The organism is Breznakibacter xylanolyticus (assembly GCF_003254275.1).
GTDB lineage: Bacteria > Bacteroidota > Bacteroidia > Bacteroidales > Marinilabiliaceae > Breznakibacter > Breznakibacter xylanolyticus.
This window is the reverse complement of record NZ_QKZK01000031.1, coordinates 29934-44318: the sequence shown is the minus strand read 5'-3', so window position 1 is coordinate 44318 and position 14385 is coordinate 29934. Positions and strand designations below refer to the sequence as shown.

Here is a 14385-nt window from a genome sequence, read left to right as displayed (position 1 = left end):
GTGCAAGTGAGGTTCTTTGTGTCATGTCGTTTTTTGACACCAAAGATAGGGGGACGGATTATGTGCTAATAGATGGGGTTGGTGGGGGGGATACGGTTCTGTAGTGTTTCTTTCGTCGCCAAATAATCCGGTTGGTAATGTGATTGCTGTTTCCGATTTGGAGAAACTGCTGTCGGGTCATCCACAATCGTTGTTCGTGATGGATGAAGTTTATGCTGATTTTGCCGAATCAAATTTCCTCTCGTTATTGGGGCGATTTAATAATTTGGTTTTGTTAAGGTCGTTTTCTAAAACCATGTCTGCGGCCGGGGTTCGTTTGGGGTATTTATTGGGTAGTGCAGAGGTGTGTCGTCAAGTTCGGAAGTTGTTGTTGTCTTTTTCTTTAAATCATTTTACAAATGTTTTTGCGACCATTGTATTACAGGATGCCCATTTGATTGGGCTGTTTAAGTCGCAGGTGGCGCATGTCATTGCAGAACGTGAGCGGTTAAGGTATTGCTTTGAACGGGATATGGGTGAGTGGTTAAGGGTATGGCCTTCGCAGGGGAATTTTTTATTGGTCACGTTGCGCGATTCCGAAACGTTTTATCATATCATAAACGGGCTCATGAATAATGGTATAGGTGTTTTGGATGTCTCGGGGATGCCATTGTTGATGAATTCATTTCGTATGAGCGTGGGTGTTGATTATGAAAATAACAAGGTTTTGAGATTGTTACATGATTTAGTGACGAATTAGAAATTTCTCACGTTAAAAAATGTAACAAATTGTTTTTGAGTTGTTGCGAAAATCGTTACATTGGAATTGAATAAGTTGAAGTAATGAAGATTTATGTAGATGCGAAAGCTCCATGTTAATTGGATTGTAGTTTTTTGTGAGTTAATTATTGAGAGAAGTGCGTGATTGCATGAGTTTCTTGGTTTCTCATTTCATTAAATCTTAATGTGGTAACGCGAATTAATACTGTGGATTGCTGTAATGAGATATTGATGTTTCGAGGGAGGTAATTTCATGGAAGTCAATGTTTTGTTATTCGATAAAATAAAATGATTCGCGTGTAATTTATATTCACACAGGTGTATAAATATTGGAGAGTTCTGTTTGACCGACAAAAATCAAATTATTATTAGATGAAAGTATTTCAAGCCCCCAATGTTAGCATTGAATATTTTGCGTCATCCATGCAAATACATCAAACTTGGAACGATTTTGTTTCGTCCGATGTTTTTCGAGAAGCGATTGACCAAACTGTATTATTTGCCCGGAAACATCCGGTGCGGTCTATTGTGTCGGATGCGCTCAAGCAGCGTGCTGTATCACCCGATGATTCAGCATATGCATCATCGGTGATGCCAGAATTGTATAAAGCCGGTATTGAAGTAATGGCGTTTGTCATACCCGAGAATATTTTCACCAAAATGGCATTGCGAAAATTTGCCGGAGTGGAGAATGCGGCGATTCATCTTCAGTTTTTTAGCAGTGTGAAAGATGCTGTTGAGTGGATTGAATCGGTGGTGGTGAGTTAGGCTTTTGTGATTATGGTTTAGTTAAAATGTGGTTGGGAATCATCTTAGAAGAGATGGTTTCCAACCTTTTTTGTTTTTGTTTGGAGATGATGAGGGGGGCGGTGAGTGGCTTTGTCTCTATTTTACTGCCGTTCAGATGTTAAAAAGAAGAAGTTATCAACAATTTTCATCAAAGTGGGTGAAAGTGGTTGGTTGTGGTTTCTTTTTTCTATACTTTTACAGCCATTATCAATCAGTCGCTAATGATCACATTTGTAGGTGATTTTGAGAGCAAAACGGACGAAAAAGGCCGAATTGTCTTACCTGCCGCCTTTAAAAAGGCTTTGAGCGGGGAGGGCGAGGTGCGTTTGGTGGTTCGAAAAGATTTGTTCGAGGATTGCCTGGTGATTTTTCCTCATTCTGAATGGGAGACCGAGTTGAAGCAGATTCAGGAGAAATTGAATCCCTATAATCGGGAGCACAATGTGTTTTTGCGAGAGTTTTTTAAGCGATCGGCTGAAATGGTTCTTGATGGTAACGGCCGTTTTTTGGTGCCGCGTCGGTTGATGGAACTTGCCGGAATTGACCGTGAGGTGGTGCTGGTGGGGGTGAATAATAAAATTGAAATGTGGGATAAAACCCGTTATGAAGCATCCGGCATTGGAAGTGACGATTTTGCGTCATTGGCCGGTAAACTGTTAGGGAATTGACATAAGCAACTGACTATGGAAGAGATTTATCATATACCGGCATTGTTGCATCCTACGGTGGATGGTTTGGCCATTCGTCCCGGAGGTGTGTATGTAGATCTCACCTTTGGGGGGGGCGGTCACAGTCAGGAAATACTTTCGCGGCTCGATGCGCAGGGTAAACTGGTGGTATTCGATCAGGATCCTGATGCATTTGCCAATCGTCCGCATGATGATCGGTTGATTTTTGTACGTCACAATTTTCGGTATCTGGGGCATTTTTTGCGCTACCTGGGTATTGATCAGGTGGACGGTGTATTGGGTGATTTGGGTGTTTCGTCGCACCATTTTGATAGTCCTGAGCGTGGGTTTTCGTTCCGTTTCGATGGGGCGCTGGATATGCGGATGAATCAGGTATCGCCTCTTACGGCAGCTGATATTCTTAATAAGTATTCGCATGAACAGTTGATAAATATGTTTCGGACTTATGGTGAATTGCAACAGGCAGGTCGTTTGGTTAGTGAGGTGATGCGACAGCGAACTTCGCAACCGTTTGCCACGACCTCACAGTTGCGCGAACTGGCTGAAAAACTGGCTCCCAAGCGTGATCAATCGAAGTATTTGGCGCAAGTGTTTCAAGCCTTGCGCATAGAGGTGAATGGTGAAATGGATGTGTTGCGTGAAATGTTACAGCAAACGGTGCAGGTGATTCGTCCCGGTGGGCGATTGGTGATTATATCCTATCACAGTTTGGAGGATCGCATGGTGAAAAATTTCATCAAATCAGGAGATTGCACAGTTGCCGAAGCCGAAAAAGATATTTACGGGAATGTGCGTGTCCCATTTACGGCAGTCAATCGAAAGGTGATTGTGCCCGATGAACAGGAGATTGAGCGTAATCCCAGAGCCCGGAGTGCGAAATTAAGAATTGCTGAGAAAAATGTTTGGGAAGGTTAATAAGCATAAGATTCGTGAGTTTCTCGATGGACATGAGGAACTCAAAGAGTTGAGGCGGGTGAGACTGCGAGATTTTCTGACAGGGGAAATCTTTACGCGCCCCATCTTTTCGAAGCATGTTGGGTATTTGTTGTTCATCATTTTTTTGGCGTTTTGTTACATCGCCAATCATTATAAGGTCGAAGAGTTAGTCACTCGGTTGGCGGTGGTCAATAAGGAATTGAAGGAGTTGAGATCCGAAGCCATTACCACTTCCAGTCAGCTGATGAATATCAGTAAACAGTCGGAGGTGTTGAGGCGAATTCGTGAAGAGGGCATTGATTTGGAGCCCTTGCGGGAGCCGCCCCGGATTTTGGATGTGGATTGAAAAAAATTGGTGTTTAAGAATTATAAGAAGGTTGTCAAGCAATCGAGCCGATGAAGTTAAAGAGGGACATATTATGGCGCGTGGGCACTGTCTATATGGGGATGGTGCTTTTGTCGTTTGCGATTTTGTTCCAAATTATCAAGCTACAGTTTGTTGAACGATTTCAGTGGCAGGAGCAGGCTGCATTGTTAAAGGTCGAAGATGTGATTATTGATGCCAATCGAGGGTCGGTACTCTCGGATGACGGTCGTAAGCTGGCATGTTCGGTTCCGGGGTATAAAATATACATGGATACCCGTGCAGCCGGGTTGACGCCCGAGGTTTTTAAGGCTGATATCGACAGTTTATCATTGTGTTTGTCGCGGTTATTTCGCGATAAATCGGCTGCTGCATATAAGCAGGCCATCGTAAATGCTCGCAAAAAAGGGATGCGTTATTATCAGATTTCTAATCAACGCATTTCAATTATTGATTTAAAACGACTCAAGAAGTTTCCCATTTTTCGATTGGGAGCCAATAAGGGGGGATTGATTGTTGTGGATGACGAATCACGCAAGTTGCCTTTTGGTTCCTTGGCTTCGCGAACCATTGGTAAGTTCAGCATCGAACGCGACTCATTGGGACGTAAGCAGACTCGAGGGATTGGTCTTGAAATCGCCTATAACGAAGTGCTTCAGGGGAAGGATGGTGTTGGTGATAAAACACGCATTGGCGGTCGTTGGGTTCACGATGTGCAAGTACACCCGGTGGATGGCGATGATGTGGTGACCACCATCAATGTGGAGATTCAGGACGTGGCCGAGCAAACCTTGCGCGACCAGTTAATGAAACACAATGCCCGTTATGGCACGGCGGTCGTGATGGAAGTGAAAACCGGTGCCGTTAAAGCCATTGTGAACCTGCATCGTGCCGCTCCGGGACGATACGTGGAGGATCACTTCAACTATGCCATTGGTGAAGCGGCCGAGCCCGGGTCTACTTTTAAGCTGGCTTCCATGATGGTTGCCCTCGAGGATGGGGTGGTTGATTTGGATGATGTGGTGGATACCGAGGATGGTTCGACCAAGTATTACGACCGAACGCTGCGCGATAGTGAAGGCGCCAAAGGAGGACGACTGACCATACGACAGGTGTTTGCCAACTCGTCTAATGTGGGTATCTCAAAGGTGATTTTCAATCATTATCGCCAGGATCCCGAGGATTTTTTAGATGGAATTGCGAAGTTGGGGATCAATCAAAAAATGGGCATCGAAATTCCGGGTGAGGTGCCTCCATATATAAAAAATACACAGGATAAATCCTGGTCAGGAACCACCATTCCCTGGATGTCGATTGGTTACGAGGTGAAAATGACTCCTTTACAAATTTTGACGTTGTATAATGCCGTTGCCAACAACGGTACCATGGTGCGTCCCTCTTTTGTAAAAGGCATTTCACGCCATGGGAAAATAATTGAGACGTTTGATGCTGATGTGATTAAGTCGTCGATTTGTTCGCGAAGTACCTTGCGCAAAGTGCGTGAATTGCTTGAGGAAGTGGTGGAGAACGGAACTGCCCAGAATTTGAAAAACAGTCACTATAAAATTGCCGGCAAGACAGGTACCGCACAGGTGGCCAAAGGTGCCGGAGGTTATGGAACCAAAGGTTACAGAGGCGACGAAGGTGGGGTGTCATATCAAGCGTCGTTTGTTGGATATTTTCCGGCTGATGAGCCGTTGTATTCGTGCATCGTGGTCGTGAATAGCCCTTCGAATAATGTTTATTACGGAAATGTCATCTCCGGCGCCGTATTTAAGGCCATTTCCGATCGGTTGTATGCAGCCAGTTTTAAAGTGACGGACGATTACAAGGAGCCAGCACCATTGTTGACCGATAATTTGCCTTATACCAAGGCCGGTAATCGAAAGGAGTTGCGTCGGGTGTTGTCGAAAATTGATTTGGATTACGACGATAATGCCGATGAAGAATGGGTCGGCGTGAAAGTGGATAAAGATATAATTGAGTTGGTTGATCGCCAGTCTGCAAAAGGATTGGTTCCCAACGTGAAAGGATATGGAGCCCGCGATGCGGTGTCGTTGCTCGAGAGCATGGGTTTACGCGTTTATGTCACCGGCTTTGGCAAGGTGGTGTCGCAATCCATTGCCCCGGGGGCTCGAATTCAAAGAGGTTCAACCATTGTCTTACACATGAGCTGAAACATGGAAAAGCAATTGTCATATTTGTTACAATCAGTCGAGGTAAGCCGCCGTGTTGGGGCTATGGACCCGATGGTGTCGCGCATTGAGTTTGATTCGCGTCGTGCAGCGGCGGGTGTGTTATTTGTAGCCACTCGTGGCACACATACCGATGGTCATCTTTATATCGATAAGGCGATTGACGCCGGTGTGGTTGCCGTGGTCTGTGAGCAATTGCCCCAAAGTTTGCGCGAATCGGTGGTGTATGTGCAAGTGGAAAATTCTTCAAAGGCATTGGGTGAGTTGGCTTCGGCTTTTTACGATCATCCCTCAGCGCAGCTTAAGCTGGTGGGAGTGACCGGCACCAATGGCAAAACGACCATTGCCACTTTGTTGTATCGTTTGACCATGCAATTGGGATATAAAGCCGGCTTGTTTTCGACGGTTGCAAATTATATTGTCGATGAGCGTATGGATGCCACCCATACCACACCCGATGCGGTGAATTTGAACCGCATGATGGCCGAGATGGTTGCTGCCGGATGCGATTACTGTTTTATGGAGGTGAGTTCGCATGCCGTGGATCAGCATCGAATTGCCGGCTTGAAATTCGAGGGAGCCATTTTTACCAATTTGACACGCGATCACCTGGATTATCACCTGACTTTTGATGCCTATCTGAAGGCGAAGAAGGCTTTTTTCGATGGCTTGTCGGCCGAGGCGTTTGCCATTGTGAATGCTGATGACAAAAATGGGCTGGTGATGTTGCAAAATACCAAGGCTCGTAAATATACCTATTCCATGCGTTCGATGGCCGATTTCAGAGGGCGCGTGGTTGAAGCCATGTTCGAGGGCATGCAGCTCGAAATGGATGGCAAAGAGTTATGGACTTCGTTTGTTGGCCATTTTAATGTGCAGAATCTTCTGGCTGTGTACGGTGCGGCCGTGTTAATGGGACATGAGCGGGACGAAGTGCTCACTGCTTTAAGTGCGTTGCAGCCGGTGGATGGTCGTTTTGAAACCATTAGGTCGGTGTTTGGGGTGACGGCGGTGGTCGATTATGCCCACACGCCTGATGCGTTGAAAAATGTCATCGAAACCATCAATGCCATTCGCGAGGGTGCCCAGCAGTTAATCACCGTGGTGGGTGCAGGGGGCGACCGCGATAACGGTAAGCGTCCCGTGATGGCCGCTGAGGCTGTGAAGGGGAGTACTCGTGTCATCCTCACTTCCGACAATCCGCGCAGCGAAGAACCCGATGAAATCATCCGTCAGATGATGGAAGGCGTTGCTTTTGCTGATCGAATAAAAGTGGTGGCAATTACAAACCGGCGTGAGGCCATCCGCACGGCCTGTATGATGGCTCAAAAGGGCGATGTGGTGTTGATTGCCGGCAAAGGACACGAGACCTATCAGGAAGTGAAAGGCGTGCGTCACCATTTTGACGATCGCGAGGTGGTGCGCGAAGTTTTCAATGAACAAGCAAAAATGAATTGATATGTTGTATTATTTGTTTGATTACTTAGAACAGTTTGATTTTCCCGGTGCCGGGATGTTTCAATATATTTCGTTTCGTGCCGGTCTGGCTGTGATCACATCGCTGATCATTGGCACTTTTATTGGCAAAAAGGTCATTCGCCTGCTGCAACGCCAGCAGATTGGTGAGCTGGTGCGCGATTTGGGTCTCGAAGGCCAGTATCAAAAAAAGGGAACTCCCACGATGGGCGGCATCATCATCATCATTTCCATTTTGATTCCGACACTGTTGTTTGCCAAGCTGACCAACGTTTACATCATTCTAATGATCATTTCCACTTTATGGTTGGGAACCATTGGTTTTCTTGACGACTACATCAAAGTGTTTAAAAAGAATAAAGAGGGATTGGCCGGACGCTTCAAAATTGTGGGACAGGTTGGATTGGGACTCATTGTGGGATTGACGCTGTGGTTGAGTGATGATGTGATAGTCCGCGAGCGGGTTCCCGGCAAGAGAATCGTCATTGAGACCATTGATGGTCAGCAGGTGGAAAAAACTGCCACTGTCGATAAAAAGGTAACTGTGACCAACATTCCCTTTGTGAAGAATCACCAGTTCGACTATTCGTCGGTTGTGGCCTTTGCCGGCAAATACGCCCAACCACTGGGATGGCTTGTGTTTGTGCTGGTGGTGATCTTTATCATCACGGCAGTATCAAATGGAGCCAACATTACCGACGGGCTCGATGGCCTGGCCACAGGTACGTCTGGGATCATTGGAACCACCCTGTTGGTGTTTGCCTATCTCTCCAGTAACATCATTTATGCCGACTATCTTGATATTATGTACATTCCCCATTCGGAGGAGCTGGTGGTGTTTATGGCCGCTTTCGTGGGGGCTACCGTGGGCTTTTTGTGGTACAACTCGTTTCCCGCCCAAGTGTTTATGGGGGATACCGGCAGCCTGACATTGGGCGGCATCATAGCCGTGTTTGCCATCATGATTCGTATTGAGCTGTTGATTCCCATTTTGTGCGGAATATTTTTGGTCGAAAACATTTCGGTGATGCTTCAGGTCAGCTGGTTTAAGTACACCAAGAAAAAATACGGCGAAGGACGTCGCATCTTTTTGATGGCACCGCTGCACCATCATTATCAAAAGAAAGGATATCCCGAATCGAAAATCGTGAACCGTTTTTGGATCATTGGTATCATTTTGGCCATTTTAACCGTGGTAACTCTTAAAGTGAGGTAACACGCATCATATCAAACGCGAAATATTAAAACCGGAATCTTAAAAGTATGAAACGCATCGTCATTTTAGGCGCGGGTGAAAGTGGAACCGGAGCTGCATTGCTGGCTCGTCAACAGGGATTCGACGTGTTTGTGTCGGACATGGGCGTCATTCAACCCCGGTATTGTGCCGAGCTCGATGCTGCGGGTGTGCCTTACGAACAGGGACAGCACACCGAAGCGTTGATTTTAAATGCCGACGAAGTGATTAAAAGCCCCGGGATCCCCGACAAGGCACCTCTGGTAAAGGCTTTGCATGCCCAGGGAACTCCCGTGATTTCGGAAATTGAGTTTGCCGGACGTTACACGCGTGCGCGTAAAATTTGCATCACGGGGAGTAACGGCAAAACCACCACCACCTTGCTGACTTTTCATTTGTTGCAGGGTGCCGGCATCAGAGCCGCATTGGCCGGTAATGTGGGCACCAGCCTGGCTCGGCAGGTGGCCTCGGGCAATGAACCCGACTGGTACGTCATTGAGTTGAGCAGTTTTCAGCTCGACGGCATGTTTGACTTTAAAGCCGATGTGGCTGTGTTGACCAATATCACCCCCGATCATCTCGATCGATACGACTATCAAATGCAAAACTATGTGGACTCCAAGTTCCGCATCGTTCAAAATATGACCCCGTCCGACTATTTTATTTACTGTGCCGACGATGAGATTATTGAGGATGAGATGAAGCATCGGCAAATAGCGGCCACTTGTTTACCCTTCAGTTATAACCACAAGGTGGATGAAGGGGCTTATGTAGATCAGGAGCAGTTTCATGTGACTTATAAAAATCATCTCATGAGTATCTTGTTCAAGGATTTGTCTCTGCAGGGACGTCATAATATTTACAACTCCATGGCGGCTTCCATTGCTGCGCAGGTGGCCAGCATTCGCAAGGATGTGATTCGCCAGTGCCTGATGAGTTTTCAGGGTGTGGAGCATCGGTTGGAAAAAGTGTTGTCGGTTCGGGCCGTTGAGTACATCAACGACTCCAAGGCCACCAATGTGAATTCGACCTGGTATGCCCTGGAGTGCATGACCCGCCCGGTGGTGTGGATTGCCGGTGGTGTGGATAAGGGCAACGATTATTCCACCCTGTTGCCTTTGGCCAAAGAAAAGGTGAAGGCCTTGATTTGTATGGGCAAGGACAACGAAAAGCTCAAGCAGTCGTTTGGCGGTGTGGTGCCGGTGATTAAAGAAACCTCGTCGATGAAGGAAACGTTGGACGTGGCATACCAGTTGGCCGAGAAGGGCGATGTGGTGCTGTTGTCGCCGGCTTGTGCCAGTTTCGATTTGTTTAAGAATTACGAGGATCGCGGGCAGCAGTTTAAAGAATGTGTGCGCAATTTGTAACGAATCGTTTTTAAAATATTAGTCAGGTCGTGCGAAGGTGCGTTTCTGCAATACGAGAATGAGAGCATTATTAGATAAACATATCAGGGGAGACCGTATCATTTGGTTGCTCATTGGCATTTTGGCCGTGTTTTCGTTGTTGGCGGTTTACAGCTCAACGGGAACTTTGGCATACAAATACCAGGGGGGCAATACCATGTATTATATGGTGAAGCATCTGGCCTTTTTATTAGCAGGGCTGATGGTCATTGTGGTGGTGCATAAATTTCCCTACACCATTTTTTCGCGCTATGCGGTGGTGGTGTTGTGGGTGTCCATCTTTTTGCTGATGCTCACTCTGGTGATGGGGGTGAGTCTTAACTCGGCTTCGCGTTGGCTCACGGTGCCGGGTATCGGCATCAGTTTTCAGCCTTCGGAGTTGGCCAAGTTTGCCCTGATGATGTACATTGCCCGTATTCTTTCGCAGCATCAGGAAGAAGGAAAGCCGGCTGCCAATGCTTTTAAGCCAATTATGATTTACGTGGCTTTGGTGTGCGGCCTCATTTTTCGTGAGAACCTCTCTACCGCGGCCATGTTAGGTTTGGCAAGTATGGTGTTGATGTTTGTGGGACGCGTACCCTTTAAATATCTGTTGGGTTCGGCTGCCGTTGCCTTGACGGTGGTGGCTTTAATCATCATGCTGGCCGACCACGTTCCCATGTTGCACCGGGCCAAAACCTGGAAGGCGCGGGTGGAGCGTTTTATTGGTAATAATGATGAGAGCAGTTCTAAGGCCGAGGAGAGCGAAGGCGATTTTCAGTCAAAGATGTCGAAGATGGCTGTCTCCACCGGCGGATTGTTTGGCAAGGGGCCCGGCAACAGCTATCAGCGCAACTTTTTGCCTCACCCTTACAGCGACTTTATTTATGCCATCATCATTGAAGAGTTTGGGCTGCTTGGCGGATTTGTGGTGATGCTCATTTATATGGCATTGCTTTTTAGGGCGGCCATGTTGGCACGCGACAGCGCAACCACTTTCCCGGCATTTCTGGCGCTGGGATTGACGTTGGTGTTGGTGCTCCAGGCGTTTATCAACATGGGGGTGGCCGTGGGGGTGTTTCCCGTTACGGGGCAGCCGTTGCCATTGGTCAGCATGGGGGGAACATCGACCCTGTTTACCTGCGCCGCTTTTGGCGTCATCCTGAGTGTGAGTCGCGGGGTGATTGAAGAGGGACGCAACAGCAAGGATGGCGACAAAAAGGGGAAAACCCCCAAAGAAACATCGCAGGTCGAAACCGCTTACCTCGACGATCATCTGGGGGACGAAGAAGAATAAGAAACGACAATCAATTATAACGCATCATCACTACCATTTCATAAAAGGACAAACAACATGAAGGTCATCATCAGCGGGGGCGGAACCGGCGGACATATTTTTCCGGCTATCTCAATTGCCAATGCCATTCGGGAGCGTGAGCCCGGGGCTGCCATCCTGTTTGTGGGGGCGCTGGGGAAAATGGAGATGGAAAAGGTGCCTGCTGCCGGGTACGACATCGTGGGGTTGCCCGTGGCCGGTTTTCAACGTCGATTGACCTTCAAAAATGTCACCTTCATCTTTAAGCTGATCGCCAGCATGATGAAGGCCAACAGGGTGGTGACCATGTTTCGGCCCGATGTGGTGATTGGTGTGGGCGGATATGCCAGTGGCCCCGTATTGCGGGTGGCCACGCGCAAGGGCATTCCCACCCTGATACAGGAGCAAAACTCCTTTCCGGGGGTCACCAATCGCATTTTGGCTCCCCGGGTGAGCAAAATTTGTGTGGCTTATGATGGCATGGCGAAATATTTTCCCGCCTCTAAAATTATACTCACCGGCAATCCGGTGCGTCAGGGGTTAATGAAAGAGAGCAGTCGTGCCGAGGCTGCGGCTGAGTTCGACCTCGATCCGAATCGCAAAACGGTGTTGGTGCTGGGGGGAAGCCTGGGCGCCCGATCCATTAACGAGGGCATGCTTGCCGGCATTCAGCAGTTTCTCGACAGTGAGTTTCAGGTGATTTGGCAAACCGGGAAATATTATTTCGAGGAGATGAAAATGGCCATGCCCCTTGAGGCGCGTCATCGCATCCGCGTGATGGACTTTGTGCAGCGCATGGACTATGCTTATCAGCTGGCCGATGTGGTGGTGTCGCGAGCCGGCGCCAGTTCCATTTCGGAGATTGCCATTCTGGCCAAGGCGGCTATTTTTGTGCCCTCGCCCAACGTGAGCGAAGACCATCAGACCAAAAACGCCATGGCGCTGGTTGAGCGTGATGCGGCCGTGCTGGTGCCCGATGCCCGCTCGCGCGAAATTGCGACCGTGGCCATTGAGCTCTTGCGCGACGAAAACCGATTGCTCACCATACGACGCAATGTGTTGCAGTTTGCCCGCCCCGAGGCGTCAAAGACCATTGCCAACGAGGTGTTTAAGTTAATACAATTGAAACGATGATGCAGTTGCACAACATATCCGGCGTTTATTTTATCGGCATTGGCGGCATTGGCATGAGCGCCCTGGCGCGCTTTTTCCGGCAAACGGGTAAAGAGGTGGCCGGCTACGACAAAACCGCCACCCGTCTTACCGACGAGTTGCAGGCCGAAGGCATTGACGTAACTTTTGCCGATGGCGTGGAGATGATTCCCTCGCAGTTTTTGAATCGCGAGAACACACTGGTGGTTTATACCCCGGCCGTGCCTGCCGATCATCCTCAATTGGTGTGGTTTCAGACCCATGGTTTTGAGGTGGCCAAGCGGGCTCGCGTGTTGGGCATCATTTCCGAAGGGTACAGCAGCATTTGTGTGGCCGGAACGCATGGCAAGACCACCGTTACCACCCTCACGGCTCATTTGCTCAAGCAGTCGGAGCTCGATTGTCATGCCTTTTTGGGGGGCATTGCTAAGAATTATCAAACCAACTACCTCTCCTCGCCTTTCAGTCGTTTGGTGGTGCTCGAGGCCGATGAGTTTGATCGTTCCTTCCTGCATCTTTCCCCCGCGTTGGCTGTCATCACGGCCACCGATGCCGACCATTTGGACATTTACGGCGACCAGCAAACCTTTGCTGACGCCTTTGAAGCTTTTGCCGCACGCATCAAGCCGCATGGCATGTTGGTGGCTAAAAAAGGAACCAACCTGGCGCTCGACCGCTTTTCGGGGCAGTGTCATTTCAGCTATTCGCTCGACGATGACGCTTGTGATTTTTATGCCCGCGACATCCGTTTGCAAAACGGACTCTATCATTTCAGCATTGTGACGCCCGAAGAGGTGATTGACGACCTCACGCTGGGTGTTCCCGGGTTGTTGAATGTTGAAAATGCCGTGGCGGCCACCGCATTGGCCGTGTTGGCCGGTGCCCTGCCTCACGAGATTCGCAAAGGTTTGGCCTCGTTTCAGGGCATTCGTCGTCGGTTCGATTACTGGCTTCGCAGCGATCAGGTGTCGTTGATTGACGATTACGCCCATCATCCCGAGGAGATTCGTGCCACCGCTTCGTCGGTCAAGGCGCTTTATCCCGATAAAAAAATTGTGGCCGTGTTTCAGCCGCATCTTTATAGCCGCACACACGATTTTTACAACGAGTTTGCGGCCGCCCTCTCGATTTTCGACGAGGTGCTGCTCATGGATATTTACCCGGCGCGCGAGCAGCCCATTCCCGGTGTCACCGCTCAGATGATTGCCGACCGGGTGCTGTGTCCCGCCAAGGTTTGCCAGCGCCACGATTTGCCCGCGCAGATTATTGCCTCGGGAGCGCAGGTGGTCATCACCATGGGTGCCGGCGATATTGATAAAGAGTTACCTGTTTTGAAGGCTCACCTGGAGCAATGGATGAATGAAGAGAATTGTTAAAATAACATTGTGGACCCTGGCCGGGGTGTATGTGGCGGGAATGATCATTTTTATGATGGTTCGCCACAATACCCTCATGTGCGATCACATTCGCGTGGTGGTGCTCGATAGCGCCAGTGTGCAGTTTGTGTCGCCCGGCGAGATTTCGCGGCATGTGCATCGTCATTTTAAAAAGCTCGAAGGACGGCTTTTTAAGGAGATCAACATGGAGGAGGTCGAAGCGGTGGTCAACAAGTACCCGGCCGTCGAGAAGTCCGATGTGTACTCCACGGCCGATGGCGCGCTGATGATAAAGGTGAAGCAGCGAACCCCGGTGCTTCGTGTGTACGACAAGGGGTACACCTATTTGCTCGACCACGAAGGGGTGCGCATCCCCATGCGTGGCAGCTATTCAAAGCGCCTGCTGGTGGTGAATGGAAACCTGCATAAGGTGAAGGACATGAAAGACCTGGTGGCGCTCAACGACTTTATTGAGGGCGATTCGTTTTGGAAAGCCCAAATTGAGCAGGTGTATGTGGCATCCGATGGCGACTTGTTGTTGATTCCCCGTGTGGGAAGCCATCGAATTAACATCGGTAATGTCACCGACTTGGATCGGAAATTTAAAAAACTCCTGGCCCTCTATCAGGATGGCCTCGATCCGCTGGAGTGGAACAGTTATAAAGAAATCAACTTGAAATATAAAGGACAAATCATTTGCACAAAACTGTAACCT

13 protein-coding genes are annotated in these 14385 nt (G+C 48.7%); all 13 read left to right on the top strand.

The features are described from left to right. Positions 1-103 precede the first annotated feature (103 nt). Positions 104-739, top strand: coding sequence for an aminotransferase class I/II-fold pyridoxal phosphate-dependent enzyme (locus LX69_RS14220; RefSeq protein WP_111446714.1), 636 nt, complete (start codon positions 104-106; stop codon positions 737-739). Between the two features lie 392 nt (positions 740-1131). Next, entirely contained in the window at positions 1132-1527 is a 396-nt protein-coding gene (locus LX69_RS14215) for a hypothetical protein (protein WP_111446713.1), read from the top strand. Between the two features lie 242 nt (positions 1528-1769). Further along, positions 1770-2216 (top strand): division/cell wall cluster transcriptional repressor MraZ, encoded by a 447-nt coding sequence (locus LX69_RS14210; RefSeq protein ID WP_111446717.1) that lies wholly within the window; start codon positions 1770-1772, stop codon positions 2214-2216. A gap of 15 nt (positions 2217-2231) precedes the next feature. Beyond that, positions 2232-3152 carry a 16S rRNA (cytosine(1402)-N(4))-methyltransferase RsmH gene (gene rsmH / locus LX69_RS14205; RefSeq protein ID WP_111446712.1) on the top strand — a complete coding sequence of 307 codons (921 nt, stop codon included), beginning with the start codon at positions 2232-2234 and terminating at the stop codon, positions 3150-3152. Further along, on the top strand, positions 3136-3519 hold the full coding sequence (locus LX69_RS14200) for an FtsL-like putative cell division protein (RefSeq protein ID WP_111446711.1): 384 nt from the start codon (positions 3136-3138) through the stop codon (positions 3517-3519). The genes rsmH and LX69_RS14200 overlap by 17 nt, the downstream gene beginning before the upstream one ends. A 50-nt stretch (positions 3520-3569) precedes the next feature. Next, positions 3570-5714, top strand: a complete 2145-nt coding sequence (locus LX69_RS14195; protein WP_111446710.1) for a penicillin-binding protein — start codon at positions 3570-3572, stop codon at positions 5712-5714. Positions 5715-5717: 3 nt separating this feature from the next. Further along, positions 5718-7190, top strand: coding sequence for a UDP-N-acetylmuramoyl-L-alanyl-D-glutamate--2,6-diaminopimelate ligase (locus LX69_RS14190; protein WP_111446709.1), 1473 nt, complete (start codon positions 5718-5720; stop codon positions 7188-7190). Between the two features lies 1 nt (position 7191). Next, positions 7192-8424, top strand: coding sequence for a phospho-N-acetylmuramoyl-pentapeptide-transferase (gene mraY / locus LX69_RS14185; protein WP_111446708.1), 1233 nt, complete (start codon positions 7192-7194; stop codon positions 8422-8424). 47 nt (positions 8425-8471) lie between these two features. Beyond that, complete coding sequence (gene murD, locus LX69_RS14180) at positions 8472-9809, top strand: UDP-N-acetylmuramoyl-L-alanine--D-glutamate ligase (protein ID WP_111446707.1); 1338 nt, start codon at positions 8472-8474, stop codon at positions 9807-9809. 58 nt (positions 9810-9867) lie between these two features. Beyond that, on the top strand, positions 9868-11124 hold the full coding sequence (locus tag LX69_RS14175) for an FtsW/RodA/SpoVE family cell cycle protein (protein ID WP_111446706.1): 1257 nt from the start codon (positions 9868-9870) through the stop codon (positions 11122-11124). A gap of 57 nt (positions 11125-11181) precedes the next feature. Further along, a complete protein-coding gene (gene murG, locus LX69_RS14170) occupies positions 11182-12276 on the top strand; it encodes an undecaprenyldiphospho-muramoylpentapeptide beta-N-acetylglucosaminyltransferase (RefSeq protein WP_111446705.1) in 1095 nt (364 codons plus the stop codon). Beyond that, complete coding sequence (gene murC / locus LX69_RS14165; RefSeq protein ID WP_245935026.1) at positions 12273-13670, top strand: UDP-N-acetylmuramate--L-alanine ligase; 1398 nt, start codon at positions 12273-12275, stop codon at positions 13668-13670. The genes murG and murC overlap by 4 nt, the downstream gene beginning before the upstream one ends. Next, positions 13654-14382, top strand: coding sequence for a cell division protein FtsQ/DivIB (locus LX69_RS14160; RefSeq protein WP_146260753.1), 729 nt, complete (start codon positions 13654-13656; stop codon positions 14380-14382). The genes murC and LX69_RS14160 overlap by 17 nt, the downstream gene beginning before the upstream one ends. The last annotated feature ends 3 nt before the right edge of the window (positions 14383-14385 follow it).

Bases quoted from the DNA above. Each gene is read 5' to 3' on its own strand.
- LX69_RS14215 (WP_111446713.1), top strand. From the start codon at position 1,132: ATGAAAGTATTTCAAGCCCCCAATGTTAGCATTGAATATTTTGCGTCA.
- LX69_RS14210 (WP_111446717.1), top strand. From the start codon at position 1,770: ATGATCACATTTGTAGGTGATTTTGAGAGCAAAACGGACGAAAAAGGC.
- rsmH (WP_111446712.1), top strand. From the start codon at position 2,232: ATGGAAGAGATTTATCATATACCGGCATTGTTGCATCCTACGGTGGAT.
- LX69_RS14200 (WP_111446711.1), top strand. From the start codon at position 3,136: ATGTTTGGGAAGGTTAATAAGCATAAGATTCGTGAGTTTCTCGATGGA.
- LX69_RS14195 (WP_111446710.1), top strand. From the start codon at position 3,570: ATGAAGTTAAAGAGGGACATATTATGGCGCGTGGGCACTGTCTATATG.
- LX69_RS14190 (WP_111446709.1), top strand. From the start codon at position 5,718: ATGGAAAAGCAATTGTCATATTTGTTACAATCAGTCGAGGTAAGCCGC.
- mraY (WP_111446708.1), top strand. From the start codon at position 7,192: ATGTTGTATTATTTGTTTGATTACTTAGAACAGTTTGATTTTCCCGGT.
- murD (WP_111446707.1), top strand. From the start codon at position 8,472: ATGAAACGCATCGTCATTTTAGGCGCGGGTGAAAGTGGAACCGGAGCT.
- LX69_RS14175 (WP_111446706.1), top strand. From the start codon at position 9,868: ATGAGAGCATTATTAGATAAACATATCAGGGGAGACCGTATCATTTGG.
- murG (WP_111446705.1), top strand. From the start codon at position 11,182: ATGAAGGTCATCATCAGCGGGGGCGGAACCGGCGGACATATTTTTCCG.
- murC (WP_245935026.1), top strand. From the start codon at position 12,273: ATGATGCAGTTGCACAACATATCCGGCGTTTATTTTATCGGCATTGGC.
- LX69_RS14160 (WP_146260753.1), top strand. From the start codon at position 13,654: ATGAAGAGAATTGTTAAAATAACATTGTGGACCCTGGCCGGGGTGTAT.